This is a genomic window from Rhodovarius crocodyli (assembly GCF_004005855.1).
Classification (GTDB): domain Bacteria; phylum Pseudomonadota; class Alphaproteobacteria; order Acetobacterales; family Acetobacteraceae; genus Rhodovarius; species Rhodovarius crocodyli.
Genome location: NZ_SACL01000001.1, coordinates 835112 through 861567, shown reverse-complemented (window position 1 = coordinate 861567; position 26456 = coordinate 835112). Strand labels below are relative to the sequence as shown.

Genomic DNA, 26456 nt, shown 5'->3' with positions numbered 1-26456 from the left:
AGTGGTTGAGGCTGCGCTCCAGGCGCGCCGCCCTGCCTCAGCCGAACAGGAAATCGCCCGCCGTCAGCGTGGCGCCGAACACCAGGATGACGTCGCCGCCGTGGTTCACCTGGGTGTTGCCGCCGGCGATGGTCAGGGAGAGCTGGTCGAAGGCGGTGACGCCGCTGCCGGCCAGGAAGCGCAGCTTCGCCCCGGCGGCGACGGAGAAACCGCCGATCTGGTCCACGCCCCAGCCCGGCGCGTCGTACAGGAAGCGGTCGGCCCCGCCATAGGAATACATCGTGTCGTTGCCGGTGCCGCCGGTGAAGGTATCGGCGGCCGCGGTGCCGAAGATCAGGTCGTCGCCGCCCCCGCCCGAGAGCGTGCTGCCCAGCCCCGCATTGTTGCCCACCAGCAGATTGTTCAGCGCATTGCCGGTCAGCCCGGTGCCGTCGGCCACCAGCCGCGCTTCCTCCACATTGTCGCCGATGAAGAAGGTGCCGGTGCCGGCGAAATAGACGATGTCATAGCCCTCGCCGGGCCGCTCGGTGACGGTGGCGCCGGCGTCGAACACCACATACTGGTCGTTGCCGGTGCCCCCGGCCATGATGTCGGCCCCGCCCTGCCCGCGCAGGATGTCGTCGCCCGCGCCGCCGTTCAGCGTGTCGGCATAGGGGCTGCCCCACAGCGTGTCGTTGCCGCCATTGCCGTCCAGCCGGCTGGCGGCGGTGTAGTTGGCCACCAGGTTCTCATCGCCCTCGCTGCCGTACAGCACCACGGCGCCGGGGGCCGCCAGCCGCGCGATCTCCACATTGGCCGCGTTGGTCCAGCCGCTGACGGCCAGCCAGGCGGTGTCGATGCCCTCACCGGCGTTCTCGACGATGGTGGCGCCCAGGTTGCTGATCACGAACTGGTCGTTGCCGGTGCCGCCGATCATGGTGGCCGGGCTGTCCTGCCCGCGGATGATGTCGTCGCCCGCGCCGCCGTTCAGCGTGTGGCCCAGCGCGCCGCCGCCCCAGATGGTGTCGTTGCCCCCGCCCGCATCGACGGAGGACACCAGCAGCGGGTTCACCACGATGATGTCGTCCGAACCCCCGGCCGTGAAGCTGCTGCCCTGGCCGAACAGGCGGAAGATCTCGACATTGGCGGGCGCGGCCCAGCCATTCACGCCGACATAGGCCGTGTCGGTGCCCGCATCGGCCGCCTCGGTCACGGTGTCGGTCGCGCTGGTCACGACATAGATGTCGTCGCCCGTGCCGCCGGCCATGTCGTTGGTGCCGCCGCCGCCGTACAGCACGTCGTTGCCCGCGCCGCCGCGCAGCCAGTCGTCCCCGGCATCGCCAGACAGCACGTCGTCGCCGCCATTGCCGCTGAGCGAGTCATTGCCGTTGCCGCCGTACAGCGTGTCGTTGCCCAGATCTCCCAGCTCGATATCCGCGCCCTCCCCGCCCAGGAACAGGTTGGCGTCGATATTGCCGAACATCAGGTCGTCGAAGGCGCTGCCCACCGCGTTCTCGAAGCCGGTGAGCGTATCCAGCCCGCCCCAGCCGTCATTGCCGAAGCCGTCCAGGGTGACGGTCACGGGGCCGGGCGCGGCGGAGTAATCCATGGTGTCGATGCCCGCGCCGCCCGTGAAGCTGTCATCGCCAGGGCCCGCGAACACGTAGTCGTCGCCCGCACCGGCATCCACGGTGTCGTTGCCCGCGCCCGCGTCGATGGTGTCGTTGCCGCCATAGGTGTTGATGACGTTGTCCAGCGCATTGCCGGTGAAGACATTGGCGTGGTCATTGCCCTCGGCCGAAACCTGGTGCGTGGTCAGGGCGAAGCTGTCGCCCGAGCCGGCCACGGTGCGGAACTTCTCATAGTCCAGGAAGAAGCTGTCCTGCCGGGTCTGGTCCAGCTCATACAGGTCGGTGTTGGTATAGACGGGGATGGTGATGCCGAAGATCGACAGCGTATCGGCATAGACCGGCGTGGCGGTCGCGATGGGAAAGGTGATGTCGATCGGGCTTTCGCCGATCTTCACGTCCAGCGCCGCCGCCAGCAGGCTGATGTCGAAATGCATGGTGCCGACCAGGCTGATCACCGTGGTCAGCGTGGCGACGGAAGTATAGGTCGCATCGACCTGGAAGCTGCCCTCGCCCTCCGGCGTGTCGAACTGCGTGATGTCTCCCTGCTGGCCCGTGACGGTCTGGCCGTAGCTCGTGGTCATCACGTAGTGGACGGAGGGGGTGAAGGTCATTTCCTCCTTCAGGCTGATATCGCCCACCAGGCTGAAGTCATTGTCCACGCCGAGCCCGATGGTGCCGATGCCCGTCTCGAAGGGCAGGCGCGGGTGGAACAGCTTCTCCAGGTCGATCTCGGGGTGCAGGGCCTTCACCAGCTCCGTCACCATCTTGTCCACATCGGCCGAGGCGGAGGCGATGGGATCGGAAACCGCGCTGACGCGCATGGCGCCGATGTTGCCGGTGGTGGCCGGCAGCAGCTCATACTCGTTGATGGTGAAGCCGGTGGGCGCGAGGAAGGAGAGCTTGCCCCAGTCGTCGTTGATCTTCTGCGCCAGGTGCACGTCATAGACCGGGTCGCCGCTCTGGATGTTCACATCCACGCCGCCGATGATGCCGTTGCTGGGCATCGTGATCTGGCCGTTCGCCACCTCGATCTTGCCGATGCTGAGGAAGTCGATCGGCAGGTCGAGCGAAACCGAGGCCGTGACGTCGGGCAGAGAGATGCTGCCGAAGGGCCCGAGGTCGATGCTGGGGAAGCGGAAGCCGCCATGCACGCTGGCGCTGAGCAGCGCGCCGATGGAGGCCGTGATGCCAGCGAAGGCATGCAGCGCGAAGGCCTGGTCGGCGGCCGTGACGTTGAAGTGGGAGGTATCCTCGAACACCGCCCCCACGATGACGAAGGGCGCGCTGTTGATGGCCTGGGCCGCGGTGGAACGGGTTTCGGTGATGCGGAAATCCGCCGCCAGGTCATAGCTGTCGGGCCTGAGCGTCAGGTCCAGCAGCAGCCCGGCCTGGAAGTTGTAGCCGAAGCCCACGCTGGCGCTGACGCCGCCATAGAGCGGCCCGGCCGAGAAATCCTCCGAGAAGCCGACCGACCAGCTGTTGCCGATCTCGTAATAGAGCGGGTCGAAGCGGAAATGCACTTCGCTCGGCGCATTCAGCCCCCAGGCGGAACCGCTGAGACGGAAGCTGAAATCGCCCAGCTGGTTCAGGGCGAACACGTCGCTCGCGCTGTTCGTCCCGTCGGAGGCGGTGACGCGGATATCGGCATGGCCCGACCAGCCGGCCGGCGCGGTGCCGGTGAAGCTGCGCGTCGCGGCGTCGAAATGCAGCCAGCCCGGCAGGGCGGAACCATCGGCCAGCGTCGCGGTATAGGCCAGGCTGGCGGTGTCGAGGTCCAGGAAGCTGTCGGCCGCGAAGCTGTACCGCCAGGGATTGCCCTGGACCAGCGTCTGGTCCGCCAACGGGTTCAGCAGCAGCGGCGCGCCGGTGGCCAGGGCGAAGGTCTCGGCGGCGCTGCTCAGCCCGTCGCTGGCCGTGACTGTGACGGCAAGGCCGGTGAAGCCCGCGGGCGGCGTGCCGCTGAAGCTGCGCGTGGCAGGGTCGAAACCGAGCCAGCCGGGCAGCGCCGTGCCGTCGGCGCGCGTGGCGCTGTAGGTCAGGCCGGGGCCGTCCACATCGGTGAAGGTGCCGGCGGGCAAGGCCAGCACGAAGGCCAGGCCCGGTGTCACGCGGTGGTTGGGCGTCGGCACGGCCAGCACCGGGGCATCATTCACCGGCGCGAAGACCAGGTTGAACACGTCCGATGTCTGCAGCACGCCGTCGCTGGCCGTGATGCGCACGGCCAGGGTGCCGTTGAAGTCCTGCGGCGGGGTGCCGTTGAAGGAGATCTTCACGCCGCCCAGGTCGACGGTGTGCAGCCAGGCGGGCAGCGGGCTGCCGTCATCCAGCGTGACGGTATAGGTCAGCGCGTCCCCGTCGGGGTCGATGAAGTCGTGCGACACGTACTGGTTGAAGGCGAAATCCGTGTCCTCCTGCACCACCTGGTCGTGCAGCGGGATCACCAGCCGGGGCGCGTCCTCCACATTCGTCACGGTCAGCAGGAAGGTGCTGGTCGCCACGCGGCTGCCGTCATCGGCGGTGACGGCGATGATCAGGCTGCCGGTGAAATCCCGGCCCGGGGTGCCGCTGAAGCTTCGCGTCTGCGGGTCGAAGCTGAGCCAGCCCGGCAGGGGCATGCCGTCCGCCAGGGCGGCGCGATAGACGAGGCCGCTGCTGTCGGGGTCGGTGAAGGCATTGGCCGGCAGGGTGAATGCCCAGGGCGTCTCCTCGGCCACGGCCTGGGCAGGGAGGGGGCTGGCCTGGGGTGCCGCGTTGCTGCTGCGCACGGAGAGGTGGAAGCCCCCGCTCGCGCTCGCGATGCCGTCCGTCGCGGTGACGACGATATTGTACTCGCCGGTCTGCCCGTTGGGGGGCGTGCCCTCGAACAGGCCGGTGCCGCTGTTGAAGGAAAGCCAGCCCGGCAGCGCGCCGCCATCGGCCAGGGTGGCGGTGTAGAACAGGTTGGGTTCGTCGGCGTCGGCGAAGGTGCCGTCCGGCAGGCGGAAATCGAACTGCTCGCCGGTCACGGCGTCGCGGTTCGGCAGGGGCTGCACCAGCACGGGCGGGCTGTTGGCCGGGGTGATCTGCAGCGTGAAATCGCCGCTGGCGCTGTCCGTGCCGTCAGAGGCAGTGACGCGGATGTCCAGCGTGCCCAGGAAGCCGTCGGGCGGTGAGACGGCGAAGCGCTGCAGCGCGGGGTCGAAGCTGATCCAGCCCGGCAGGGCGCCGCCATCGCCCAGCGTGGCGGTGTAGGTCAGGTCGGGCGTGTCATAATCGGTGAAGTTGAAAATGCGGAAGGCATAGTTTCCGGACTGTTGCAGCACGCGATCCATCGGCGGCGTGGACAGGAAAGGTGCCTGCGTGCTCAACGAATTCTCTGCCCCGATGCGAAACGGGCCGGATGATCTACCCTTTGTTAATACATTGCGATTCGGGATTGATATATTTTGCGTTAGGTGCGGAGGAAAGCGTCTTCCCCGCCCCTGGGCCACCGCCGCGGCACAGGGGCGGGCCTTCGGTCAGGCTGCGGGCGCGTAATTGGCCAGGCGGAAGGCCGACAGGTCCAGCTCGGGCTTTCCACGCACGGCAAGCTGCGCGATCGCCTCGCCAATCGCGGCCGAGTGCTTGAAGCCGTGACCGGAGCAGGGGGAGGCAAGGATCACCCGCTCCTCCTCGGCCAGCCGCTCGATCACGAAGTTGGAGTCGGGGGTGACGGTATAGAGGCAGGATTCCGCGCGGGAGGGTTGGGCGCGCGCGCCGGTCAGCCGCCCCCGGACGTGTTCGGCGAACATGGCGGCACTGTTCGCGGGGTCCACCGCGCGGTCCACCGTGTCCGGGTCGCAGGCGGATGCGTACTGCTCGGAGGCGACCTTGACGGTTCCGCTGCCCGGCAGGGAGGGGAAGCCATAGAAGTAATCCTCGGGCCTGGCGCCATGCATCCAGATATAACTGGGGCAGGCACCGGGCGCGTAGGCTGCCTCGTCCTCGACCGCGAACCAGTGCAGCACCTGGCGGCGAGGCACCAGAACCTGCTGCGCCAGCCCGCCGATCAGGCCGCCGGCCCAGGCGCCGGCCGCGACCACCACCTGGTCGGCCAGCACCGGCTCCGCATCCGTCTCCAGCAGCATGGCGCCGCCATCGCGCCGCATGGTCAGCACGCGCGTGCCGGTGACCACGCGCGCGCCGAGCGCCTGGGCGCGGCGGAGCTGGGCGGCGATGCAGCGCTCCGGATACACGAAGCCGCCATCGGGCTCGAAATAGCCCTCCTCCTCACCCGTCAGGCCGAAGCAGGGGAAGCGGGCGGCGATCTGCGCGGCATCGAGGGTTTCATGCGCGATCCCGTGGCGCTGCGCCACGCCGATGGTCTTGTTCAGGAAGTCGGTCTTGCCGTGGTGGCCGGTGTGCACCCCGCGCGGTGCCATCATCAGGAAGCCGCAGGCTTCCAGCAGCGCCTCGTCCGTCTCGGCCTCCAGCTGCCGCCACAGCTGGTGGGAGCGGATGACGAGCGGCGCGTATTCCTGGCCCTCACCCACCGCGAGACGGGTAATGCGCGTCTCCCCATGGCTGGAGCCCAGGCTGTGCGGCGGCGCATAGCGGTCGATGCCGACCGCCGACACACCCATCCGGGCAAGCTGATAAAGGGTCGCGGCCCCCATGGCGCCGAGGCCGATGACGGCGATGTCGGCGCGGATCATCGGGCGGGTCCGGGGTTCTCGGGGTGTTGCATGTCGCCTCCTGCACGGCCGGGTTGATGCGTCCATGGTGGGCACGGGGCGCACTGAAGTATTGGCAGGAAACGGCTTGGGCACCAGGGCCCTGTCGGGCGCCGCCGATACCTGGAGGCGAACCTTCAGGCAGTGCCGAGGGTCATTCACTGCTCATGCGGCTGGGAGCCGGGGGACTTCCGGCTCTCGCTGGCCTTCCGTCAGCCAGCAGTTCAGACCGCAGACGGCGTCAGCGAAGATCGGGTACAGCGCGCCCATAGAATTTGATGGCGCACCGCCAGGCGCTCGTCCTGGCGGATTGCGCGATAGCTGCCCTTCGGGAAGGACAGACAAGGGACTAACTGCTTGAAAACGATGGTGGGTGCGGCAGGGATTGAACCTTGCGGAGGTTGCGGAGGTCAGAGTCCCCCATACCCCCTACGTACTTCCGCACGCCCTTCGGGGCGGCGTGCGGGTAGGTGTGGCCGGCCGAGAGGCGGTCAAACACCGCACCGATCAGGCCTCGCCCCAACCCTTCCGGTCGCCGCTGGCACCGGGCGGCAGACCGACTTTCCAACCCGGTGCGGAGAACCATCATGGACCTGAAAGCACTCGTGGGGCTGCGGCCCCGGACCCAGACCGAGGTCATCAGCGCGGCCGTCGCGAAGGCGATGGAGGTGCTGGCCGATCGGAAAGCAGCCGTCGCCCAGCTCGAAGCCGATCGGCCCAACCTGCTGCTGAATGGCAGCGCCAGCGAGGTGGAGAAAGGCGAGGTGGCCTTGGTCGAGGCTCGCTCAGGGGCCGAGCGCGCTTCGGTCGTTGTCACCGCACTGGGCGAGCAGCTACGCGCAGCGGAGAAGCGGGACCGCGATGCGCAGACCAACGCCGCCATCATGGAGGCGGATGAGCTTCTCAATCGCTTCGAGAAATGGGTGGCCACCGAGAACATCGCCGCGGCCGAGAAGATCAGCTCCGGCCTCGCCATCGAGATGCGCGCACGCGATGCGTTGGAGCGAGCCCGTGGCCCTCCAGAATTGCAGCATGGGGTACTGTTTCAGCAGGAAGAACCTCGAGCCGCTGAACGGCACCGACGCCCAGGTGCTGCGGCGCTGGCGCTTCTATGAGATCAGCCTGGTGCCCCTGCCACGGGACTGGCGAGCATCGGTCGTGGGCGGCGATGAAGCCGAGGAGATAGCGCGCCGGCTGGCAGCGGATGCAGCCGCGACGGCATACCGGCAGCAGGGCGCCGCGAGGGGCAGGCGTCAGGCCGTCCTGGAGCCCTTCATGCAGGCCGCCAGTGCCGGGATGGCCCCGACCCTCGGCATGGCGCCCGATGCCCTCCTTGAGCTTCTGAGGGCTCAGGCGAAGGCCATGGAGGCGGCCGAGGCATAGGGGGTGGGAGGGGGGGGGGGCCTTTGGGTCCTTCCTGGGCCTGTAGGTATGCGGTCAGCAATCGCGCACCGGTTCCCTAGCGCCAGAACACATGCAAGGGTTCCGCCGCCGACCCTGCCGGCATGGTGGCCTTCCCCCGTTCTCCCCCGCCGCGAAACCTGCTGGGCGTTGACCACAGCGCTTCAGCCCCGGCAGCCGCCGGTTCCATCTGGAAACATCCCGGAAGCCTTCGCATCGCAACGTCCCGGCTCATCACCGAGCCGGAGACCCCGATGACGCCGACCCGCCCTGCGACAAGCCGCCCTTGGCACGCCACCTTCCCGGCCGTCTGACCCATGATTTCCCTGACCGTAAACGACACCGCCGTGCGCGTCTCCGCCCCTCCGGACAAGCCGCTGCTGTGGGTGTTGCGTGAAGACCTGGGCCTGCTGGGGCCGAAATACGGCTGCGGCGTCGCTCAGTGCGGTGCCTGCCGGGTACTGATCGACGGCGTTTCCACCCCCTCCTGCGTCACGCCGCTGGCCGAGGTCGAGGGCGCCTCGGTGGTGACGGTGGAGGGGCTGTCCGGGGTGGAGGGCGCGCTGTCTGCCGTGCAGCAGGCCTGGCTGGAGGAGCAGGTGCCGCAATGCGGCTTCTGCCAGCCCGGCTTCCTGGTCGCCGTCACGGCGCTACTGGACCGCAACCCCAACCCCAGCGACGCCGAGATCAACGAGGCGATCACCAACATCTGCCGCTGCGGCACCTATCCGCGCATCCGCCGCGCCATCCATCGCGCCGCCGCGGCGCGGGTTCAGGGTTGAGCGCCATGGCACGCATCCTCTCCCGCCGCGCCTTCCTTTTCACTGGGGCGGCGCTGGGCGGCACCGCCCTGGTCGCGGGGGTGGCCGGCACCGGCTATCTCGCGACCGTGGACATGGACGGGCCGGATGGCTTCGTCGACGGCAACCGCGCTGTCCTCAACGCCTTCCTGGCCATCCAAGAGGACGGCCGCGTGGTGATCCAGGTGCCCCGTACCGAGATGGGCCAGGGCATCCATACCGGCATGGCGATGCTGGTCGCGGAGGAGCTGGACATCCCTTTCGACGACCGCATCAGCGTCGAACACCCGACCGGGCTGCTGCCCGTCTACACCAACTACGCCCTGTCCCTGCGCACGCGCCCCGAAGATGCGCGCGGGCCACTGCTCTGGGCCGGGCAGCGGGCGCTGGGGCTGGTGCCGTTGATCGTCACCGGCGGTTCGTCCTCGACCTATGGGCTGTGGTTCCCGATGCGCAGCGCCGGGGCGGCGGCGCGGCATATGCTGTTGGCGGCGGGGGCCGCGCGGCTGGGTGTGCCCGTGGCCGAACTGACCACCAGTGACGGCTTGGTGCGGCACGCGGCCACGGGGCGGGCGATCGCCTATGGCGCGCTGGCACGCGATGCCGCCCGTCTGCCGCCGCCACGCAACCCGGCGCTCAGGCCCGTTTCCGCCTGGCGCGTCATCGGCACGCCGCAGCGCCGCGTGGACATCCCCGACAAGATCCGGGGCAAGCCGGTCTTTGGGATCGATGTCGTGCTGCCGGACATGCTGCACGCCGCGATCCGCCAAGCGCCGGTCTTCGGCGGCACGGTGGCCGGGGTGGCGAACATGGCTGAGATCCGCCGCGCGCCCGGCGTGGTGGATGTGGCGGTAATCGACGGCAAGAGCTTGGCCGTGGTCGCGAGTTCCTGGTGGCAGGCCGAGACGGCTGCGCAGGGCCTGCGCATCGACTGGGCCGCGACCGAGGCTGCCCACGTCAGCAGCGCCAGTCTGGGCGTCGCGCTGCGGGGCGCGCTCGACGCCGGCGGCGCGCATGTCCATCTGCAGCAGGGTGACCTGAGCGCAAGCTTCGCGCTCGGCCAGGAACGTGTGGTCAGCGCAACCTATGAGGTACCATTCGTCACCCATGCCTGCATGGAGACGATGAACGCCACCGTGCTGATCCGCCAGGATGGCTCGGCCGAGGCCTGGTCCTCCACCCAGTCGCCGATGACCCTGCGCTGGGGCGTGAACCGGGGTGCGGGCTGGGCAGGGGTGGAACCTACCTCCGTCATCGGCCATGTCACGATGAACGGCGGTGCCTTCGGCCGCCGCAACGAGTTCGACGCGGTAGCGCAGGCGGCCTTCCTGGCGGCGCGGCACCGGGGACGGCCCGTGAAGTTGCTGTGGTCGCGTGAGCAGGACATGACCCATGGCACCTATCGAAGCCACGCCGCGGCCCGGCTGCGCGCGGCGCTGGGCCCGGACGGGTTGCCGGTGGCCTATGACGCGATGGTGGCGGCGCAGTCGCTGCAGAACTCCGCGATGGGCCGCAGCCTGCCCTTCGCGCCCAGCCCGCATGGCGACCGCCTGACCGCCGAGGGGCTGGACAAATCCTACTACGCCATCCCCAGCCGCCGGGTGCGCAGCCAGCATGTGCCGAGCCACCTGCCGATCGGCTTCTGGCGCGCCAACGGCTATTCCTTCAACACCTTCTTCTCCGAATCCTTCATCGACGAATGCGCGCTGGCCGCAGGCCAGGACCCGGTGGCCTATCGCCGCCGGCTGTTGCGCGACAGCCCGCGCCACCTGGCCGTGCTGGAGCGCGTGGCGGTGCTGGCGGGCTGGGGCAGCCTGTTGCCGCCCGGGCGCGGGCGGGGCGTGGCGCTGGAGGAATCCTTCCTCAGCATCGTGGCGCAGGTGGCCGAGGTAACGGTTGCGGACGATGGCGAGGTCACGCTCGACCGGGTGCTCTGCGTGGCCGATGTCGGGATCGTGGTGAACCCCGATTCAGTGGCCGCCCAGATGGAGGGCAGCATCGTCTTCGGCGCCACCGCCGCGCTGATGAACGCCATCACCATCGAATCCGGCGCGGTCGCGGAAACTAACTTCCACGACTTCCCTGTCCAGCGTCTGGCCAATGCGCCAGAGGTGATCGTGGAGCTGATCCGCAGTGAACTGCCACCGGGCGGGGCAGGGGAGCCCGGCACGCCGCCGGTCGCGCCCGCCATCGCCAATGCCATTGCCAACGCCACCGGCCGCAGGCTGCGCCGCCTGCCGCTGGCCATCACCGAAACCATCGGCGAGCGCCGCACCCGCAGCGTGCTGGCCAAGGAGCCTTCATGACCCATCACTGGACCACCCAGGACATGCCATCCCAGCGCGGCCGCACCTTCGTGGTGACCGGCACCGGGGGCCTTGGCTTCGAGGATGCGCTGGCGCTCGCCGCTGCCGGCGCGGATGTCGTTATCGCCGGCCGCAACCCGGCGAAGGGCGCCGAGGCCGCTACTCGCATCAAAGCGGCGGTGCCCGGCGCAACCGTGTGCTTCGAGGTGGTCGACCTGGCCCGGCTGGCCTCGGTCGCCTCCTTCGCCCGGCGGCTCTCGGCAAAGCGGGACAGCATCGACGTGCTGATCAACAATGCCGCGGTGATGACCCCGCCCCGGCGGGAAAGCACGGTGGACGGGTTCGAGCTGCAATTCGGCACCAACTACCTGGGGCATTTCGCGCTGACGGCGCATCTGCTGCCGATGCTCCGGCGCGGCAGCGAGCCCCGGGTGGTGACGCTGTCCAGCGTCGCCGCACGCTCGGGCACCATCAACTTCCTCGATCTGCAATCCCGGCGCGCCTACACGCCGATGCCTGCCTATGGCCAGTCCAAGCTCGCCTGCCTGATGTTCGCCTTCGAATTGCAGCGCCGCAGCGAGGCCGCCGGCTGGGGCGTCGCCAGCATCGCGGCGCATCCCGGCGTCTCGCGTACCGACCTACTGCACAACGCCCCGGGGCGCGGCAGTTTCCAGAGCCGGCTGCGCTCCGCTCTCTGGTTCCTTTTCCAGCCGGCGGCGCAGGGGGCGCTCCCCACCCTGTTCGCCGCGACCGCGCCCGAGGCGCGGCCGGGCGGGTACTACGGCCCCCACCGGCTGGGCGAGACGCGCGGCTACCCCACCGAAGCGAAGCCGCCAGAGCAGGCGCTGAACCTGGAGGTCGCGAGCCAGCTCTGGGAACTGTCCTGCGGCCTGACAGGCATCAGCTTCGACTGAAGCGACGGGCGAGTGAGGCCCGCCTTACCCAGGCTGGCTGGCCAGCCTGGAACGGCGCCGCACTGCGCGTGTGACCAGCGCCGCGCCGACCTCAAGCACCACCATGGTGCCGAGCACGGTCAGCCCCGCTTCCCCTGCCTCCCAGCCCAGCCGGTGCAGGAAATGCCCGGACCCCGCCAGCAGAGCGATCCAGCACAGGGAGCCGAGGGCGGTCGCCATCAGGAAGGGCATCTGCGGTAGCCGCAGCACCCCGGCTGGCAAGGCCTGGAAGATCCGCACCGTGGGGATCAGCTGGCCGATGAAGGTCAGCCCCGCCGGCTTGCGCCGATAATCCGCCATCAGCCGCCCGTACAGCGCGGGCGACAGCAGCAGCCAGCGGCCATGGCGCTCGACCAGCGCCTGGGTCCGGCGCTCCCCCACCCAGGCGCCCAGCCAGTACCATGCGACGGCGCCGCCCATGGAGCCCGCCGTCGCCACCAGGCAGCGCATCGCCAGCGCCCAGCCATCCTCCGCCCCGATGCCGATCATCGGGTACAGCAGATAGGAGGGAAGGATGGGGATGAACTTCTCGATCAGCGCGGCGAGGAACACCGCCTCCATGCTGGCCGCCCGCAGCAGGGTGTCGAGCATGCTCACGCAGCCTCGGCGAGGCGGCGTGGCAGGCGATAGGTCCAAACCCGCGCCGGCCATAGATTGCGCCACACCATGGAGGAACCATGCGCACGCAGCCCCGGGCGCGGGGCCGGCACCGGCGAGCGGACGAAATAGGTGAACTGGATGAAGGGCGCCCCCGGTGAGGCCTGACGAAGGCAGTCCATAACGAGCCGCAGTCGCTGGGAGGGCGGGCGGATCAGCAGCGGCAGCCCGGCGACGACGGCCGCCGCAGGTGCGTCGAAGTCGCGCATCAGCGACGGCGTGCCATAGGCATCGGCCTGCAGCACGCGCGCGGTGGGCCATCGCCGGCGCAGCAACGTGCAAAAGTTCGGATCGGCCTCCACCAGCACCAGCCGGGCAGGGTCGACGCCCCGCTCCACCAGGGCGCGGGTGATGGCGCCGGTGCCGGGTCCCAGCTCCACGATCGGGCCGGGGATGGAGGGATCGACCTGGCCCGCCATGGCGCGTGCCAGGTCGGGGCTGCTGGGCTTGAAGGCGCCGGCCCGCAGCGGGTCCTGCATCCAGGAACGGAGGAAGAGCAGGTTGTCACGCTCGGGAGGCAGGGTTTGTTCAGTGACGGTCTCGGCCGACATCGGTATCCTCGGGGTCCAGTTGCGAAGCGGGGCGACCCTCGGGGCAGTTCGTGTCCGGCGTATTTCCTGCCGGACACCTCGCTACGGCGGCCCGGACATCCGCCAGAAACATTCCCGCCCGACTTGCCGCGCCATGCCACGGGGATCAGGAGCGATGGACGACGAGCGACAGACCATCCTGGTGGTGGATGACGATGCCGGCATCCGGGACGCCATTGGCGAGAGCCTGCGCGGCCACGGCTACCGGGTGCTCGACGCGCCGGAGGTCCGCTCCATGGAGCGCATCCTGGCCGCGGAGCCCATCGATCTGATCCTGCTCGACGTGCTGATGCCGGGCGAGAATGGGCTGACCGCCTGCGAGCGCCTGGCGCGTGCGCCGCACCCGCCGGTGGTGATGCTCTCCGCGCTGGACACCCCGCCCGCCCGTATCGCCGGGCTGAATGCCGGCGCCGATTACTATGTCGGCAAGCCGAGCAGCCCGGGCGAGCTGCTGGCCGTGGTAAAAGCGATGCTGCGTCGTGGCAGCCGCGTCCCGGGGCAGGGGTTCCGCGCCTATCGCGTGGGCTTTCGCGGTTGGGTCGCGGATTTCAGCGCCCATGAGCTGCGCGACCCGGAGGGCGTGCTGGTGCACCTGACGGATGGGGAGCTGTTCATGCTGAAGGCCTTCATCGAGCGCCCGCGGCGGGTGCTGACGCGCGACCAGTTGTTGAATGCGGCGCGGGGGCCGGACAGCGATGCCTTCGACCGCGCGGTGGACGTGCAGGTCAGCCGGCTGCGGCGCAAGCTGCGCGGGCCGGGCGATGCCCTGATCCGCACCATCCGCAATGAGGGCTACATGTTCGTCCCAGCCACGCAACGCCTGTAGGGAGAGCCGCCATGAAGCTGCGTTCCATCCCCATCGTGGTCCGCGCCACGGCCATCCTGTTCGGGTGCGTGCTGCTCGTGCAGATGCTGAACCTGGCGGTGTTCCTCATCTGCCCGCCGGTGCCGCTCGGCCCGTTGAGCTTCGCCAAGGTGCAGATGGCCATCCTGGACGGCCGGGACACCACGGGCATCGAGATCCGCGAGGCACGGGAATTCCGCCCGCAGGAGCCGGCGCTGGAGCCGCTGAGGGACATGGTGGCCGAGCGGCTAGGCCTGCCCGCCGGGCGGTTGCGGCTGGAGCTACTGGGTGTCGGCCGCTGGGCCGCCGGCCCGCGCCAGGCCATGAGCCTGGGCCCGACCGGTGGCGGGTTGGACCTGGAGACGCTGGATTTCGCTGGCGGCATCAAGCTCGCGCGGCAGATGGACGACGGCAGCTGGCGTGTCGTCACCTCCTCCGCCTCCCTGCTGCGGGGCTGGCTTGCCTTGGCCGCAACCTGGGTGGTGGCCAGCATCCTGTTCGCCATTCCCTTCGCCTTTTTCCTGGCGCACTGGCTTTCCTGGCCCATCAGGCAATTCGCCGAGGCGGCGGAGCGGTTGGGCCGAAACCCGCGCGAACCCGACCTGAAGCCGGACGGCCCGCGTGAGCTGCGGGGTGCGGCACTGGCCTTCAACGAGATGAAGGGACGGCTGGGCCGCTACATCGACGACCGGCTGGATATGATGAGCGCCATCGCCCACGACCTGCGGGTGCCGCTAACGCGGCTGGCCTTTCGGCTGGAACGCGCGCCCGAAGCCATCCGCCATCGCGCCGAGGCCGACATCGCCGAGATGCAGCGCATGCTGGGGGCGGTGCTGTCCTTCGTGCAGACGACCCATGTACGCCGACCGAGACAGCGGCAGGAATTGCGTTCCCTGCTGTGCAGCATCGCCGACGACATGGCCGAGACCGGCCGCGACGTGCGGCTGGAGGACGGGCCCGACGTGGTCCTGCAGGCGGACGACATCGGGTTGCGCAGCCTGTTCACCAACCTCATCAACAATGCCGTCACTTATGGCGGCGCGGCGCGGGTGCGGCTGATGCGGTCCCCTGGAGCCGCCGTGGTCGAAATCGAGGACGACGGCCCAGGCCTGCCGCATGAGGAGCTGGAGCGCGTCTTCGAGCCCTTTTATCGCGGCGAGCCGTCGCGCAACCGGGAGACAGGCGGCATCGGGCTCGGCCTTGCACTGGTGCGCTCCATCGCGGTTGCCCACGGTGGGTCGGCCACTCTGGAGAACCTGGCTGCGCGCGGGTTGCGGGCCAGGGTGATCCTGCCAGCTTAGACACTCGGCTTTAGTATACGGTCAACGATATCGTAAAAATCGGTGACTGGTCGGCGATTGGTAGCCGAATGGATGTAGCTCAGCCTCGAGGGTCGGTGACCAACTGCCGCGATTTGCTGGCAGGAGACTAGGCGCAACGCGCGTTACCCAGCCCGTTCTGAGAGCCACTACAACACGCCATAAGTCACTGAAAACGATGGTGGGTGCGACAGGGATTGAACCTGTGACCCCTGCCGTGTGAAGGCAGTGCTCTACCGCTGAGCTACGCACCCATCGTGTGGGGCGCCATTTGCCCGTATGGCGGCGGGGTGTCAAGCCGGGGTCAGGCAAGAATGCTCTTGCACTTTGACCGTTGCGTCCCTGATTCTAAGCCATGCGCCGTCTGCTGCTTCCCTTGCCGATCCTCGGCCTGGCCATGCTGGGCGCCCGCCCTGCCGCGGCGACGGTCTGGTACGCCACCTATGACCTGCATGTGGCGGGGCTGCATGTGATGCAGACGCGCATCACCATCGATTCCGACGCCCGCCGCTATCGCCTGGAAATGCAGAGCCGGTCTCGCGGCATGCTGGGCGTGTTCTCGCGTTCCGACCAAACCACGGTGGTTGAGGGCGACTGGCAGGGCAACACGCCCCGCCCGCGCCGCTATGTCGTGCAGGGCGTGATGCGCGGCGAACGGCGCGAGGCATTGATGGACTACGCCGCGGACGGCCGGCCGCAGGTGCGCAGCTTGGTTCCGTCTCTCGAAACCGAGGAGCGGGACGGCGTGCCTGCCGACCAGCTGGCGGGCACCATGGACTCGCTCTCCGCGCTGCTCATGCTGTCCCGCAACGTCGCCGCCACCCGCCGGTGCGAGGGCGCGATGCGGCTGTTCGACGCCCGGCGGCTGACCCAGGCCCAGGCCCGCACGGAAGGCGAGGAAACCGTGCCCAATGAATGGGGCGTGGGCATGCAGGGCCGCGCCCTGCGCTGCACGGTCGAAAGCCGGATGCTGGGCGGCTTCCTGCGCAACCAAGACCAGGCCCGCTCACGCGAGCCCAGCGAGATCACGGCCTGGATCGCCTCCCCGCGCGCGGGCGCGCCGCCCGTGCCGCTGCGGGTCGAGATCGCCTCCCGCTGGTGGGGCCGCGTCTACGCGACCCTCACCCGGCTGGAAGGCGAATAGGATCAGACCTTGCCGTTGCGCAGCACGCGCTTGGCGATGGCCATGCGGTGCACCTCGGTCGGGCCCTCATAGATCCGCATCAGGCGCACCTGCTGGCTGAACAGCTGCAGCGGCAGTTCCTTGGTCATGCCCATGGCGCCGAAGGTCTGCATGGCCTGGTCCAGGACGGTGGTGGCCATCTCGGTGGCGAACACCTTGATCATGCTGGCCTCGTTGCGCACGTCGCCGCCTTCCTCCAGCGTCTTGGCGGCGGTCATCACCATCAGCCGGCAGGCATGGATCTTGATGGCGGCATCCGCGATCCACCACTGGATGGCCTGGCGGTCGGCCAGGGGCACGCCGAAGGTCACGCGGTTCTTCGCCTGCTCGCACATCATCTCGACCGCGCGGCTGGCGATGCCCACGCAGCGCGCGCCGATCTGCAGGCGGCGCACGTTCAGGCGCAGCTGCATGGGGGCATAGCCGCGATGCAGCGTGCCCAGCACCTGGCTCTCGGGCAGGCGCATCTCGTCGAAGACCAGCTCATAGGTCTTGCGGCCGCCGATCATCGCGATCTCGCGCTCGATGATGAAGCCGGGCGTGCCCTTGTCCACGATGAAGGCGGACATGCCTTCCTCGCGCTTCCCCTCGCCCGTGCGCGCCATCAGGATGATGAAGTCGCAATACGGCACGCGGCTGACCCAGATCTTGCGGCCGTTGATCACCCAGTCATTCCCGTCCTTGCGGGCGCGGGTGATCATGCCGGCCGGGTCGCCGCCGGCGCCGGGCTCGGAAATGGCGATGGCCGACTTCATCCTGCCCTCGGCATAGGGCTTCAGATAGCGCTCCTTCTGGTCCTCGTTCGCGGCCACCATCAGCATGTGCAGGTTGGGGCTGTCGGGCGGGAACTCGAAGGGCACGACGGTGCGGCTGACCTCCTCCTCCACCACCATGCGCGCCACGGGGTTCAGGTTGGCGCCGCCGTATTCCTCGGGCACGTCCAGGCCCCACAGGCCCAGCTCCTGGCACTTGGCCAGCAGCGGCTTCTCCTCGGCCTCGGTCAGCGCGTATTTGCCGCCCTCGGCCTCGCGCTTCAGGACGGCGGCTTCCAGCGGCATCAGCTCGTTCTGCACGAACTTCGACACCAGCTCCTGCAACATGCGGTCTTCTTCGGACAGCGCGGTCATGGTCATGCTTCCTATCGGTTCTTTTTACAGGCTGATCAGGCCGTCGACGGCGACGACGCCCTGGCCCTGATGGCGGATGAACAGCGGGTTGATCTCGGCTTCCTGCACGGTGGGCCCATCGGTCACGGCCAGCAGGGAGATCGCGTGGATCGCCTTGGCCAGCGCCGCCACATCGCCCAGCGGCAGGTTGCGGAAGCCGGTCAGCATGCGCAGCTCAGGCAGCTCCGCGATCATCTCGGCCGCCGTCTCGACCGTCACGGGCGCCAGGCGCACGCAGAAGCTCTTGCGCAGCTCCGCCAGCACGCCGCCCATGCCCAGCATGACGATGGGCCCCACCTCCGGGTCGCGGCGGAAGCCCAGGATCACCTCGGCCAGGCCCTTGTGCATGGGGGCCACCAGCACGCCGCGGATGCGTGCCTCGGGGAAGTGCTCCTTCGCGCGGGCCAGCATGGCGGCCACCGCGTCGCGGATCGCGGCCTCTCCCACCACGCCCAGCTTCACCAGCCCGGCATCGGTCTTGTGCAGGATGTCCGGCGACAGGATCTTCACGGCCACCGGACCTTCCATGCCCAGCGCCTCATCGGGGCTGTTCACGATGCGCGCGCCGGAACCCTCGATGCCCAGCGCCTCGAACACCGCCACGGCCTCTGATTCATCGAGGGTGGAGGCGGGGGCGGCCTTCAGCAGCGCGGACGCCTTGGCCAGCGCGTCGGGCGCGCCCACCCCGCGCGGCACCGGGGCGCGCCAGTTCAGGAAGGCATGCAGCGCGTCGGCGCAGGATTCCGGCGTGCGGAAGCCGGCCACATCGGCCTCGTCGCAGATCCGCAGCGCCTCGTCGGCCTGGGGCGCGCAGAACACGGCGATGGGCTTCGAGCCATCGTAGATGTCCAGGATGTTCTCGTTCACCTGGGTGGGGCGCAGCCGGGCCGTGCTGCCCAGCACCGCCACCACCGCGTCATTGCCGTCGGAGGCGATCATTTCCTTGAGGACGGAGGTGTATTGGCCCGCCCCGCCGCCCATCGGCAGGTCGATCAGCGGGCTGTCGCTGAGGTGGATGCCCTGCGCGCCCAGCCGTTCCTGCATGGCCGGGGTGGGGCCCACCACCTCATCCCCATACAGGCCCAGGCGATCCACGATCATGGCCGCACCGCCGCCCGTGCCGGTGATGATGGACACACGCCGGCCCTTCGGCGTGCTGCGCCCCAGCACCAGACGCGGTGCCTCCACCAGCGCATCCAGGGTCTCGACGCGCAGGATGCCGTTCTCGCGGAAGAAGGTGGCGGCGAGTTCGTCTGCCCCCACCATCGCCCCGGTATGGGAAACGGCGATGCGCCGCCCGAGGTCAGAGCGACCGAGCTTATAGGCGATGATGGGCTTGCCCAGCTGATGCGCCCGCGCGGCGGCGGCGGCCAGCTTGTCCGCATCGCGCAGGGTTTCCATGAACAGCAGCACGCAGCGGGTCGCTTCGTCCTCGACCAGCAGCTGCGCCACCTCGCCCACGCCCACGTCGCATTCGTTGCCGACGGAGACGAGCTTGGAGAAGCGATGCCCGCGCGCCATGGCCCGCGACAGCAGCGCGCCCATCATGCTGCCGGATTGCGAGGCGACGCCGATGGAACCGGCCTTGATCTCCTCGGCCTCGACGGCGGCGTTATTGGTGATCGGCACGCCGTCGGTCACGTTCACCAGGCCGAGGCAGTTCGGCCCGATCAGCCGCAGCCCACCCTTGCGGGCGGTTTCGGTGAAGGCTTCCTGCATGGCGCGGCCCTCGGCGCCGATCTCGGCGAAGCCCGCGCTGTAGATGGTGGCGACCTTCACGCCCTTTTCGACGCAGCCGGCGATGGCATCGGGCACGGCGGCGGCCGGCACCATGATGAAGGCATGGTCGATCGGCCCCGGGGCGGCGCGGATGTCCGGGTAGGCGGTGTCGCCCATGATCTCGGCGCGGCCCGGGTTGATGGGCACGATCTGGCCCTTGTAGCCGTTCTTCTTCAGCACCCGCTGCGCGCGGGAGTTGTTCTTCTTCTGGTCCGGCGTGGCCCCCAGCAGGGCGATGGCGCGCGGGCGGAAGACGGCGTCCGCCAGATTCTTCAGATCGGTCATGGTCTCAGCGGCCCTTGAAGTCCGGGGTGCGGCGCTCGGTCATCGCCAGGCGCCCTTCCTTGAAATCTTCCATCTGGCGCTGCCAGATCTGCTGCTCGTATTCGCGCTCGGTGGCGGATTCATAGGCCTCGGCGAAGCCCCGGCGCAGGGTGGAACGCAGCCCCTGCACGGCGGCCGGCGCGGACAGCGAAATCTCCATCGCCAGCGACTGCGCGGTGGTCAGCACATCCGGCTGCGGCACCAGCAGGTCCGCCAGGCCCATGTCGAAGGCTTCCTGACCCGTGATGCGGCGGCCGGTGTAGAACAGCAGGGCGGCCTTCTGCAGCCCGATCAGCTTGGGCAGCGTGTAGGACAGCCCGAAGCCCGGATGGAAACCGAGGCGCGTGAAATTGGCGGAATACCGCGCCTCCACGCAGGTCACGCGGAAATCCGCGATCACCGCCAGGCCCAACCCCGCGCCGATGGCAGCCCCCTGCACGGCCGCGATGATCGGCTTCTTGGTGCGCGTCAGCCGCGCGGCCTTCTTGTAGAGGGTCTGGCCCGGCTCCTCCGGCGGCCAGGACAGGCCGCCCGACTCACCGCCCGAGAAATCCGCCCCCGCGCAGAAGTGCTTGCCCGCACCCGTCAGCACGATGGCACGGCAGCCCTCATCGGCGTCCAGCGCCGTCAGCCGGTCACCCAGCGCCACCACCAGGTCGCGGTTGATGTGGTTGTTGGGCGGGCGGTCCCAGGTGAGGGTGACGACATGGCCTTCGCGCGTCTCGCGCAGATACTCAGGCAACACAGGCTCGGCCAAGGCGCTCTCCTCAATGCTTGCACGGACCGGCTTGCGCGGCCCTGCCACTGGTCATAAACTTGTTCGTACAAGATGACAACGGGGGCCAGGCTCCCTGGAGGAACAGATGGACCTGCCCGTGACCGTCAGCGGCCCGACCCGCCAATTGGCCGATTTCGCTTCCGCGTTGACGCTGGCCGATGTCGATGACGTGGCGCGCCATGCCGCGCGCCGGCATGTGATCGACACGCTGGCCTGCATCATCAACGGCGCCGGCCAGGATGCCACGCTGTCGGTGCAGAAGGCGCTGACGGCGGCGGGGGTGGGTGCCGGCCCCGTCTCCATGGCCGGTTTCGTCGAGAGCTTCGACGCGCTCTCCGCCGCCTATCTCGGCGGCACGGCCGCCCATGGGCTGGAGCTGGATGACGGCTTCCGCGCCGGTTCCGTGCACCCCGGCGCGGTGGTGGTGCCGGCGGCGCTTGCCCTGGCCTCCCAGCGGGGCATTTCAGGCGCCGAGCTGCTGACCGCCATCATCGCGGGCTATGAGGCGGCCTGCCGCATCGCCGCGGCCAGCCACCCGCGCAGCCGCTGGCGCGGCTTCCACAACACCTCCACCGCCGGGGTGTTCGGCGCGGCCGTGGCCGCCGCCCGGCTGCTCGGCATGTCCGCCGACGACACCGAGGCCGCGATGGGCATCGCCGCGTCCTCGGCCGCCGGCATCTTCACCTTCCTGGCGGGTGGCGACGTGAAGCGCATCCACCCCGGCCATGCCTCCCGCGAGGGCCTGCTGGCCGCGCTGCTGACCGAATCCGGCCTGCCCGCACCGCGCGGCGCCCTGGAGTTCAAGGAGGGCTTCTTCGCCGCCTATGCCGGCGGCGACACCGGCGAGGTGGACTACAGCACCATCGACATCCTGGCCGCCGGCGACAACAACCCGAAAAGCCGCTTCGCCATCGCCAACTGCTACATGAAGCCGCACGCCTGCTGCCGGCACATCCATGCCGCCATCGACGCGGTGCTGGACATGGCCAAGGCCGACGGCATCACCGCCCCGCAGGTGGACCGCGTGGAGATCGGCACCTATGCCGTCGCCGCCAGCCATGCCGAGGTCGGCTGGTCCGAGATGACCACGGCGCAGATGAGCTTCCCCTTCGTCATCGCCACCGCCCTGGCCCGCAACCAGGTGGGCGTGGCCGATTTCGGCGATGTGGAGCGCGCGGACGGCGACACGCTGGCCCTGACCGGCCGCATCGACGTGCGGGTGGATGAGGCTTACGAGGCCGCCTATCCCCGCAAGCGCGGCGCCCATGTGCTGATCCGCACCAAGGACGGGCGCGTGGCCGAACGCCATGTGCCGGAGCCCTTCGGCTCTGCCTCCAACCCGCTGACCGATGAGGGGCTGGAGACCAAGTTCATGGCGCTGGCCGCACCCCGGCTGAGCGAGGCCAAGGCCCGCCGCGCGCTCGAACTGCTGTGGAAGCTGGATGAGCTGGAAGACCTGGCGCCGCTGGTTGAGGCGATGCGCGGCTGATCATTGCGCTATCCTGCGCCCCGGAACGTTCAACGGGGTGCGGGATGCGGAAGATCTGCCTGTGCGCGGCGATGCTGTGCGCCTCGCCCGCCCTGGCGCAGAGCGACGCGCAGATTCGCCAGATGATCGTGCGCGACAGCGTGGCCGCCTATCTGGCCACCGGCCGGCCCTGCGCCTGCCCCTACAATACCATGCGCAACGGGGCATCCTGCGGCAGCCGAAGCGCGTATCTCCGGCCCGGCGGACGATCGCCCCTGTGCTATGAAACGGATGTGACGGCCGAGGCGGTGGCGGCCTATCGGCGCGGCAGGCGCTAGGGCCGCCGCAAAACCGCCCTCACCACTTCCGCCAGCCCCTGGTGCTTCGGCCCTTCATCCAGCCTGACCGCGCCTTCCAGCAGCGCCAGCACCTCGAAGCCCGGGAACTCCGCCTCCACGATCGCGCGGGTCCAGAGCAGCGCGGGCTCACGCGGGCCGCCGCTGCGGCGGCCTTCCTGCGCCGGTGAGAAGCATTCCAGCACCAGCAGCCCGCCGGGCTTCAGCGCGCGCCGCACCCCGGCGCAGGCCAGGGCGCGGTCCTCGGGCGGCAGGTGAACATAGATCCAGGCCACCAGGTCGAACGCCGCCTCGGGCCAGTCCCAGCTGGTGGCGTCGGCCACCACGGTGCGCAGGGCCACGCCCGCCCGCGCGGCCTGTTCGGCGGCGTGGGCCATGCCGACATCGGACCAGTCCAGCGCCGTCACCGACAGGCCCTGCCTGGCCAGCCAGATGCCGTTGCGGCCCTGGCCGTCGCCCAGCGCCAGCGCGGCCATGCCGGGGCGCAGGCGGTGCGCCTGCTCGGTCAGGAACTCATTGGGCGCCGTGCCGAACATGGCAGGGCCCGCGGCATAGCGGGCATTCCAGGCGGCGCTGTCGCTCACGCGCCGGGCTCCCGGCCATTGGGCTCCCAGCCCGGCGGCGCCATCTCGAAACAGGCGAAGTCGAAGGCGGGCGAGACGGTGCAGCCCACCAGCACCCAGCCATCGACCGGTTCCGCCGCCTGCCATTGGCCCACCGGCACCACCCCCAGGGGGCGCTGCCCGGCGGCCAGCTCCATGCCCAGCAGCTGCTCGCTCACGGCCGCGCCGTCCGAGACACGCAGCCGCAGGGCCCCGCCGGCATGCCAGTGCCAGCACTCGGCGGCATGGGTCACGCGGTGCCAGTGGCTGCGTTCACCCGCCTTCAGCAGATACAGGATCGCGGTGCCGGCGGCATCGCGCCACATCTCCCGGTAATGCCCACCCTCCGGGTGGGGGAGGAGGCCAAGGGTGTCGATGATGGCCTCCGCCGTCATCATGCCGGCACGGTCTCGGCCACGGCCGGCGTCGCCTTCACGCCCTCATACCAGGCGGCCAGCTTGGGGTGCGTCTCGCGCCAGGGCTCATGCGCATAGCGGAAGTCGAGGTAGCCCAGCGCACAGACCAGCGTGATGCCGCCCAGGCAGGACAGCGGCTGCGGCGGCAGCTTGCCGCCTTCCATCACGGCCAGGGCGCGGTCCACGATGCCCTTCTGCCGCGCGTCGAACGCCTTGCGGCCGTCATCCTGCGGCAGCTGCGCGCTGCCGCGCCGGGCCACGGCCGCATCCAGCAGGCCATCCGCGATGGCGTGGAAGTTCAGGATCCCGATGCGGTTCGCGGCCGGCAGGATGGTGGGCTCACCACCCAGCGTGTCCAGGTATTCGCAGATCACCAGGCTGTCGATCAGCTTCTTGCCTTCATCCGTGACCAGCGCCGGCACCTTGGACAGCGGGTTGTCCGCCAGCAGCCCGGCCGGGCTTTCATGCGGGTTGGTGGACACGCGCTCGATCTTGTCGTTCAGGCCGCGCAGCATGGCGGCGATCACCACCTTGCGCACGAAGGGGCTGGTGGGGCTGTAGTGCAGCTTCATGGACGTTTTCTCCTGATCGGATTGCGGGTCGGCATGCCCGGGGTGTTCGCCGGATGCCCGCGAAGGATACGCGGGCATCCGGCAGGACCTCAGCCGCGGAAATTGTCCTTGCCGGTGCGGATCTCCGCAAGCCGGGCGGCCGTCTTGGCGCGCAGGAACGGATTGAACGTCAATTCCTGCGTCAGCGTCGTCGGCACCGTGGGCTCACCGATGCGGCGCAGGGCCGCCGCTTCCTTGGCGCGGGCCTGCAGGGCCTCGTTTTCCGGCTCCACCGTCAGGGCGAAGCGGATGTTGCTCTCGGTGTATTCGTGGCCGCAACAAACCAGCGTCTCGCCCGGCAGCTTGGCCAGCTTCTGCAGGCTGTCGAACATCTCCTGCGCGGTGCCTTCCAGCAGGCGCCCGCAACCCGCGCTGAACAGCGTGTCCGCGCACAGCAGCACATCGCCGAACAGCAGCGAGATATGGCCGCGGGTGTGGCCCGGCGTGTCGAAGACCTGGCCCTTGGTCTTGCCCAGCATCGGGCTGTCGCCCTCGGCCAGTTCCAGGTCCAGCTTCGGCAGGCGGTGGGCGTCCGCCTTCGCACCCATCACCTTGGCACCGAAGGCGGCGCGCACGCCCTCAACCCCGTTGATGTGGTCGCCGTGGTGGTGGGTGATGATGATCCAGTCCAGCTTGCCGCCATGGGCGTTCACGAAATCGATGATGGGCTGGGCCTCGCCAGGGTCCACCACGGCGGTTGTGCCGGTTTCGGCATCCTTCAGGAACCAGGCGTAGTTGTCGGACTGGTGCGGGATCGGCAACACGGACACAGACATGGGCTGGGGGCTCCTGGCGAATCTCCCGCTCGGGCGCGGTTGCCCCTATATCCCCCGCATGAGCCAAGAGGTCCACGCCCTGCCGGCCTTCTACACCAGCCCGCCCGGCGAGGCGGCGCGCTGGGTGCTGGCCCCTGCGCTGTCCGGCTTCTGGCCGGAATTGAGGGGAATGGAGGTCGCCGCCATCGGCTGGGGGCAGCCCTATCTGCCGCTGTGGCAGGCCGAGGCGGCCCGCTGCCTGGCCCTGGTGCCGGAGCCGGTGGCGGAGGGCGTGGCCCCCCCCGCCGCCGTGATGCCCGAGCTGAACCTGCCCCTGCCGGATCTGTCGCTGGATCGCATCCTGTTGATCCATGCGCTGGAGCATGTGGAGCGCCCGGACGCCCTGTTGCGCGAATGCTGGCGCGTGCTGCGGGAGAACGGCCGCCTGCTGGTGGTGGTGCCGAACCGGCTGGGCTGGTGGTCACTGACGGACCACACCCCCTTCGGCCAGGGCCGCCCCTATTCGCGCGGGCAGATCAAGCGGCTGCTGCGATCCCGCCTGTTCACGGTGGAGCGGCGGGAAAATGCGCTGTATGTGCCGCCGTTTTCCAGCCGCTGGGCGCTGGCGGGAACGAGGCTGTGGGAGGGTGCCGGGAGGCGGCTGTTCCCGCGCTTCGGCGGGGTCATCCTGGCGGAGGCACGCAAGGAGGTGCTGGGCGGGTTGCCGACCGGGACGGTGCCGAAAAGGCGCGTCGTGGAAATGCCGGTTTAGAGTGTCTGGAAATCAGGGTGCGGCACCCTGCGAGAAGGTGCCGCTGAACCCTTTTGCTTCAGAAAAAGTACAGGACCTCAGACCGGATCCCAGCTGAACACGTCGCCCGAGCGATCCAGCGGCGTGAAGCCGCTGCGGAAGGCCGGCAGCGCGATCTCGGCGATCTTTTCCGGCGTCCAGCCATTCTCGCTATGGACCGACTTGATCGGGCGGGACTGGTTGAACAGGAACAGCTCATGCATGCGGGGCGCGAAGATCTGGCCCGACACTTCCTTCGCCGCGTCGGAGGCGAGGAACACCGCGAGCGGGGCGTTCTTCTCGGGTCCCATGCGGGCGATGCGCTCCACGCGCGCCTTCTGCTCCGGCGTCTCCGCCGGGATGGAGCTGGTCATGCGGCTCCAGGCGAAGGGCGCGATGCAGTTGGAGCGCACGTTGTAGCGCTTCATGTCCAGCGCGATCGACTTCGACAGGGCCGCGATGCCCAGCTTGGCGGCGGAGTAGTTCGCCTGGCCGAAATTGCCGATCAGGCCCGAGGTGCTGGTCATGTGCACGAAGGAACCGCTTTCCTGCTTGCGGTAGAATTCCGCCGCGGCGCGGGAGACGAAGAAGCTGCCGTTCAGGTGCACGGCGATGACCGAGAGCCATTCCTCCGGCGTCATGCGGTGGAAGATCTGGTCGCGCAGGATGCCGGCGTTGTTCACGACGATGTCGATGCGGCCGAAGCTGTCCACGGCGCACTGGACGATGCGCTTGGCGCTCTCCCACTCGGCCACGCTGTCGGTGTTGATCACGGCCTGGCCGCCGCGCTGCTCGATCAGGGCCTTGGTCTGCTCGGCCGGAGAGGCGGAGAAGCCCTCGCCGCCCAGGGAGGCGCCGACGTCGTTGATGACGATCTTGGCGCCGGCGGCTGCCATGGCCAGGGCGATCTCACGCCCGATGCCGCCGCCGGAGCCGGTGACGACCGCGACTTTGCCTTCGAGAAGCATGCTGCGTTTCCTCTAGTTGTTGCGCTGCTGTGCAAACGCTAACCCGAGGCGGGCGCGGCGTGAAGCCCCGGCGCGCGGCCTACCGGCCG

General features: G+C 69.3%; 23 protein-coding genes and 1 tRNA gene. 11 read left to right on the top strand and 13 right to left on the bottom strand.

Features of this window, described 5'->3' with window-relative positions:
* Positions 1-37: 37 nt before the first annotated feature.
* Both EOD42_RS04140 and solA read right to left on the bottom strand, forming a co-directional pair.
* Positions 38-4957: a putative Ig domain-containing protein gene (locus tag EOD42_RS04140; protein WP_127786162.1), complete on the bottom strand. Its 4920-nt coding sequence runs from the start codon at positions 4955-4957 to the stop codon at positions 38-40.
* Between the two features lie 150 nt (positions 4958-5107).
* A complete protein-coding gene (solA, locus tag EOD42_RS04135) occupies positions 5108-6283 on the bottom strand; it encodes an N-methyl-L-tryptophan oxidase (protein ID WP_127786160.1) in 1176 nt (391 codons plus the stop codon).
* Between the two features lie 605 nt (positions 6284-6888).
* Between solA and EOD42_RS04130 the strand changes: the two genes are divergently transcribed.
* The 5 genes from EOD42_RS04130 to EOD42_RS04110 all read left to right on the top strand — a co-directional run bounded on the left by EOD42_RS04130 (position 6889) and on the right by EOD42_RS04110 (position 11722).
* Positions 6889-7416, top strand: a complete 528-nt coding sequence (locus EOD42_RS04130) for a hypothetical protein (RefSeq protein ID WP_127786158.1) — start codon at positions 6889-6891, stop codon at positions 7414-7416.
* A complete protein-coding gene (locus EOD42_RS04125; RefSeq protein ID WP_127786156.1) occupies positions 7334-7684 on the top strand; it encodes a hypothetical protein in 351 nt (116 codons plus the stop codon). The genes EOD42_RS04130 and EOD42_RS04125 overlap by 83 nt, the downstream gene beginning before the upstream one ends.
* A gap of 335 nt (positions 7685-8019) precedes the next feature.
* Positions 8020-8484 carry a (2Fe-2S)-binding protein gene (locus EOD42_RS04120; RefSeq protein ID WP_127786154.1) on the top strand — a complete coding sequence of 155 codons (465 nt, stop codon included), beginning with the start codon at positions 8020-8022 and terminating at the stop codon, positions 8482-8484.
* Positions 8485-8489: 5 nt separating this feature from the next.
* On the top strand, positions 8490-10808 hold the full coding sequence (locus tag EOD42_RS04115) for a xanthine dehydrogenase family protein molybdopterin-binding subunit (RefSeq protein WP_127786152.1): 2319 nt from the start codon (positions 8490-8492) through the stop codon (positions 10806-10808).
* Complete coding sequence (locus EOD42_RS04110) at positions 10805-11722, top strand: SDR family oxidoreductase (protein WP_127786150.1); 918 nt, start codon at positions 10805-10807, stop codon at positions 11720-11722. The genes EOD42_RS04115 and EOD42_RS04110 overlap by 4 nt, the downstream gene beginning before the upstream one ends.
* A gap of 24 nt (positions 11723-11746) precedes the next feature.
* On the opposite strand, the gene EOD42_RS04105 is transcribed toward EOD42_RS04110, so the two are convergent.
* Positions 11747-12352, bottom strand: coding sequence for a DedA family protein (locus tag EOD42_RS04105; protein WP_164867772.1), 606 nt, complete (start codon positions 12350-12352; stop codon positions 11747-11749).
* Positions 12353-12354: 2 nt separating this feature from the next.
* On the bottom strand, positions 12355-12969 hold the full coding sequence (locus EOD42_RS04100) for a class I SAM-dependent methyltransferase (protein ID WP_127786146.1): 615 nt from the start codon (positions 12967-12969) through the stop codon (positions 12355-12357).
* A 154-nt stretch (positions 12970-13123) separates the two neighbouring features.
* Here EOD42_RS04100 and EOD42_RS04095 point away from each other — a divergent pair, with 154 nt between their 5' ends.
* Both EOD42_RS04095 and EOD42_RS04090 read left to right on the top strand, forming a co-directional pair.
* A complete protein-coding gene (locus tag EOD42_RS04095) occupies positions 13124-13834 on the top strand; it encodes a response regulator (protein WP_206020230.1) in 711 nt (236 codons plus the stop codon).
* An 11-nt stretch (positions 13835-13845) separates the two neighbouring features.
* Complete coding sequence (locus EOD42_RS04090; protein WP_127786142.1) at positions 13846-15153, top strand: sensor histidine kinase; 1308 nt, start codon at positions 13846-13848, stop codon at positions 15151-15153.
* 197 nt (positions 15154-15350) lie between these two features.
* On the opposite strand, the gene EOD42_RS04085 is transcribed toward EOD42_RS04090, so the two are convergent.
* A tRNA-Val gene (locus tag EOD42_RS04085) sits at positions 15351-15425 on the bottom strand.
* A 101-nt stretch (positions 15426-15526) separates the two neighbouring features.
* Here EOD42_RS04085 and EOD42_RS04080 point away from each other — a divergent pair.
* Positions 15527-16315, top strand: a complete 789-nt coding sequence (locus EOD42_RS04080) for a DUF3108 domain-containing protein (RefSeq protein ID WP_127786140.1) — start codon at positions 15527-15529, stop codon at positions 16313-16315.
* Positions 16316-16317: 2 nt separating this feature from the next.
* Here the strand turns inward: EOD42_RS04080 and EOD42_RS04075 are convergent, their stop codons facing one another.
* The 3 genes from EOD42_RS04075 to EOD42_RS04065 are packed head-to-tail and all read right to left on the bottom strand — an operon-like array spanning position 16318 to position 20380.
* A complete protein-coding gene (locus tag EOD42_RS04075; RefSeq protein WP_127786137.1) occupies positions 16318-17481 on the bottom strand; it encodes an acyl-CoA dehydrogenase family protein in 1164 nt (387 codons plus the stop codon).
* A 24-nt stretch (positions 17482-17505) separates the two neighbouring features.
* Complete coding sequence (locus EOD42_RS04070; RefSeq protein WP_127786135.1) at positions 17506-19584, bottom strand: acetate--CoA ligase family protein; 2079 nt, start codon at positions 19582-19584, stop codon at positions 17506-17508.
* Between the two features lie 4 nt (positions 19585-19588).
* Complete coding sequence (locus EOD42_RS04065; RefSeq protein WP_127786133.1) at positions 19589-20380, bottom strand: enoyl-CoA hydratase/isomerase family protein; 792 nt, start codon at positions 20378-20380, stop codon at positions 19589-19591.
* A gap of 106 nt (positions 20381-20486) precedes the next feature.
* Between EOD42_RS04065 and EOD42_RS04060 the strand changes: the two genes are divergently transcribed.
* Both EOD42_RS04060 and EOD42_RS04055 read left to right on the top strand, forming a co-directional pair.
* Entirely contained in the window at positions 20487-21890 is a 1404-nt protein-coding gene (locus tag EOD42_RS04060) for an MmgE/PrpD family protein (RefSeq protein WP_127786131.1), read from the top strand.
* A 44-nt stretch (positions 21891-21934) separates the two neighbouring features.
* Positions 21935-22207, top strand: a complete 273-nt coding sequence (locus EOD42_RS04055; protein ID WP_127786129.1) for a hypothetical protein — start codon at positions 21935-21937, stop codon at positions 22205-22207.
* Here EOD42_RS04055 and EOD42_RS04050 read toward each other — a convergent pair.
* The 4 genes from EOD42_RS04050 to gloB form a co-directional block, all read right to left on the bottom strand.
* Positions 22204-22809: a class I SAM-dependent methyltransferase gene (locus tag EOD42_RS04050; protein WP_127786127.1), complete on the bottom strand. Its 606-nt coding sequence runs from the start codon at positions 22807-22809 to the stop codon at positions 22204-22206. The two genes, EOD42_RS04055 and EOD42_RS04050, sit on opposite strands and share 4 nt — an antisense overlap.
* Positions 22806-23225, bottom strand: a complete 420-nt coding sequence (locus EOD42_RS04045; protein WP_127786125.1) for a cupin domain-containing protein — start codon at positions 23223-23225, stop codon at positions 22806-22808. The genes EOD42_RS04050 and EOD42_RS04045 overlap by 4 nt, the downstream gene beginning before the upstream one ends.
* Positions 23222-23815 (bottom strand): glutathione S-transferase family protein, encoded by a 594-nt coding sequence (locus EOD42_RS04040; RefSeq protein ID WP_127786123.1) that lies wholly within the window; start codon positions 23813-23815, stop codon positions 23222-23224. Before EOD42_RS04040 ends, EOD42_RS04045 begins: the two co-directional genes overlap by 4 nt.
* An 89-nt stretch (positions 23816-23904) precedes the next feature.
* A complete protein-coding gene (gloB, locus tag EOD42_RS04035; protein WP_127786121.1) occupies positions 23905-24630 on the bottom strand; it encodes a hydroxyacylglutathione hydrolase in 726 nt (241 codons plus the stop codon).
* Between the two features lie 58 nt (positions 24631-24688).
* On the opposite strand from gloB, the gene EOD42_RS04030 reads away from it, so the two are divergent.
* A complete protein-coding gene (locus EOD42_RS04030) occupies positions 24689-25381 on the top strand; it encodes a class I SAM-dependent methyltransferase (RefSeq protein WP_164867771.1) in 693 nt (230 codons plus the stop codon).
* 77 nt (positions 25382-25458) lie between these two features.
* On the opposite strand, the gene EOD42_RS04025 is transcribed toward EOD42_RS04030, so the two are convergent.
* Positions 25459-26367 (bottom strand): SDR family NAD(P)-dependent oxidoreductase, encoded by a 909-nt coding sequence (locus tag EOD42_RS04025; protein ID WP_127786117.1) that lies wholly within the window; start codon positions 26365-26367, stop codon positions 25459-25461.
* Between the last annotated feature and the right edge of the window lie 89 nt (positions 26368-26456).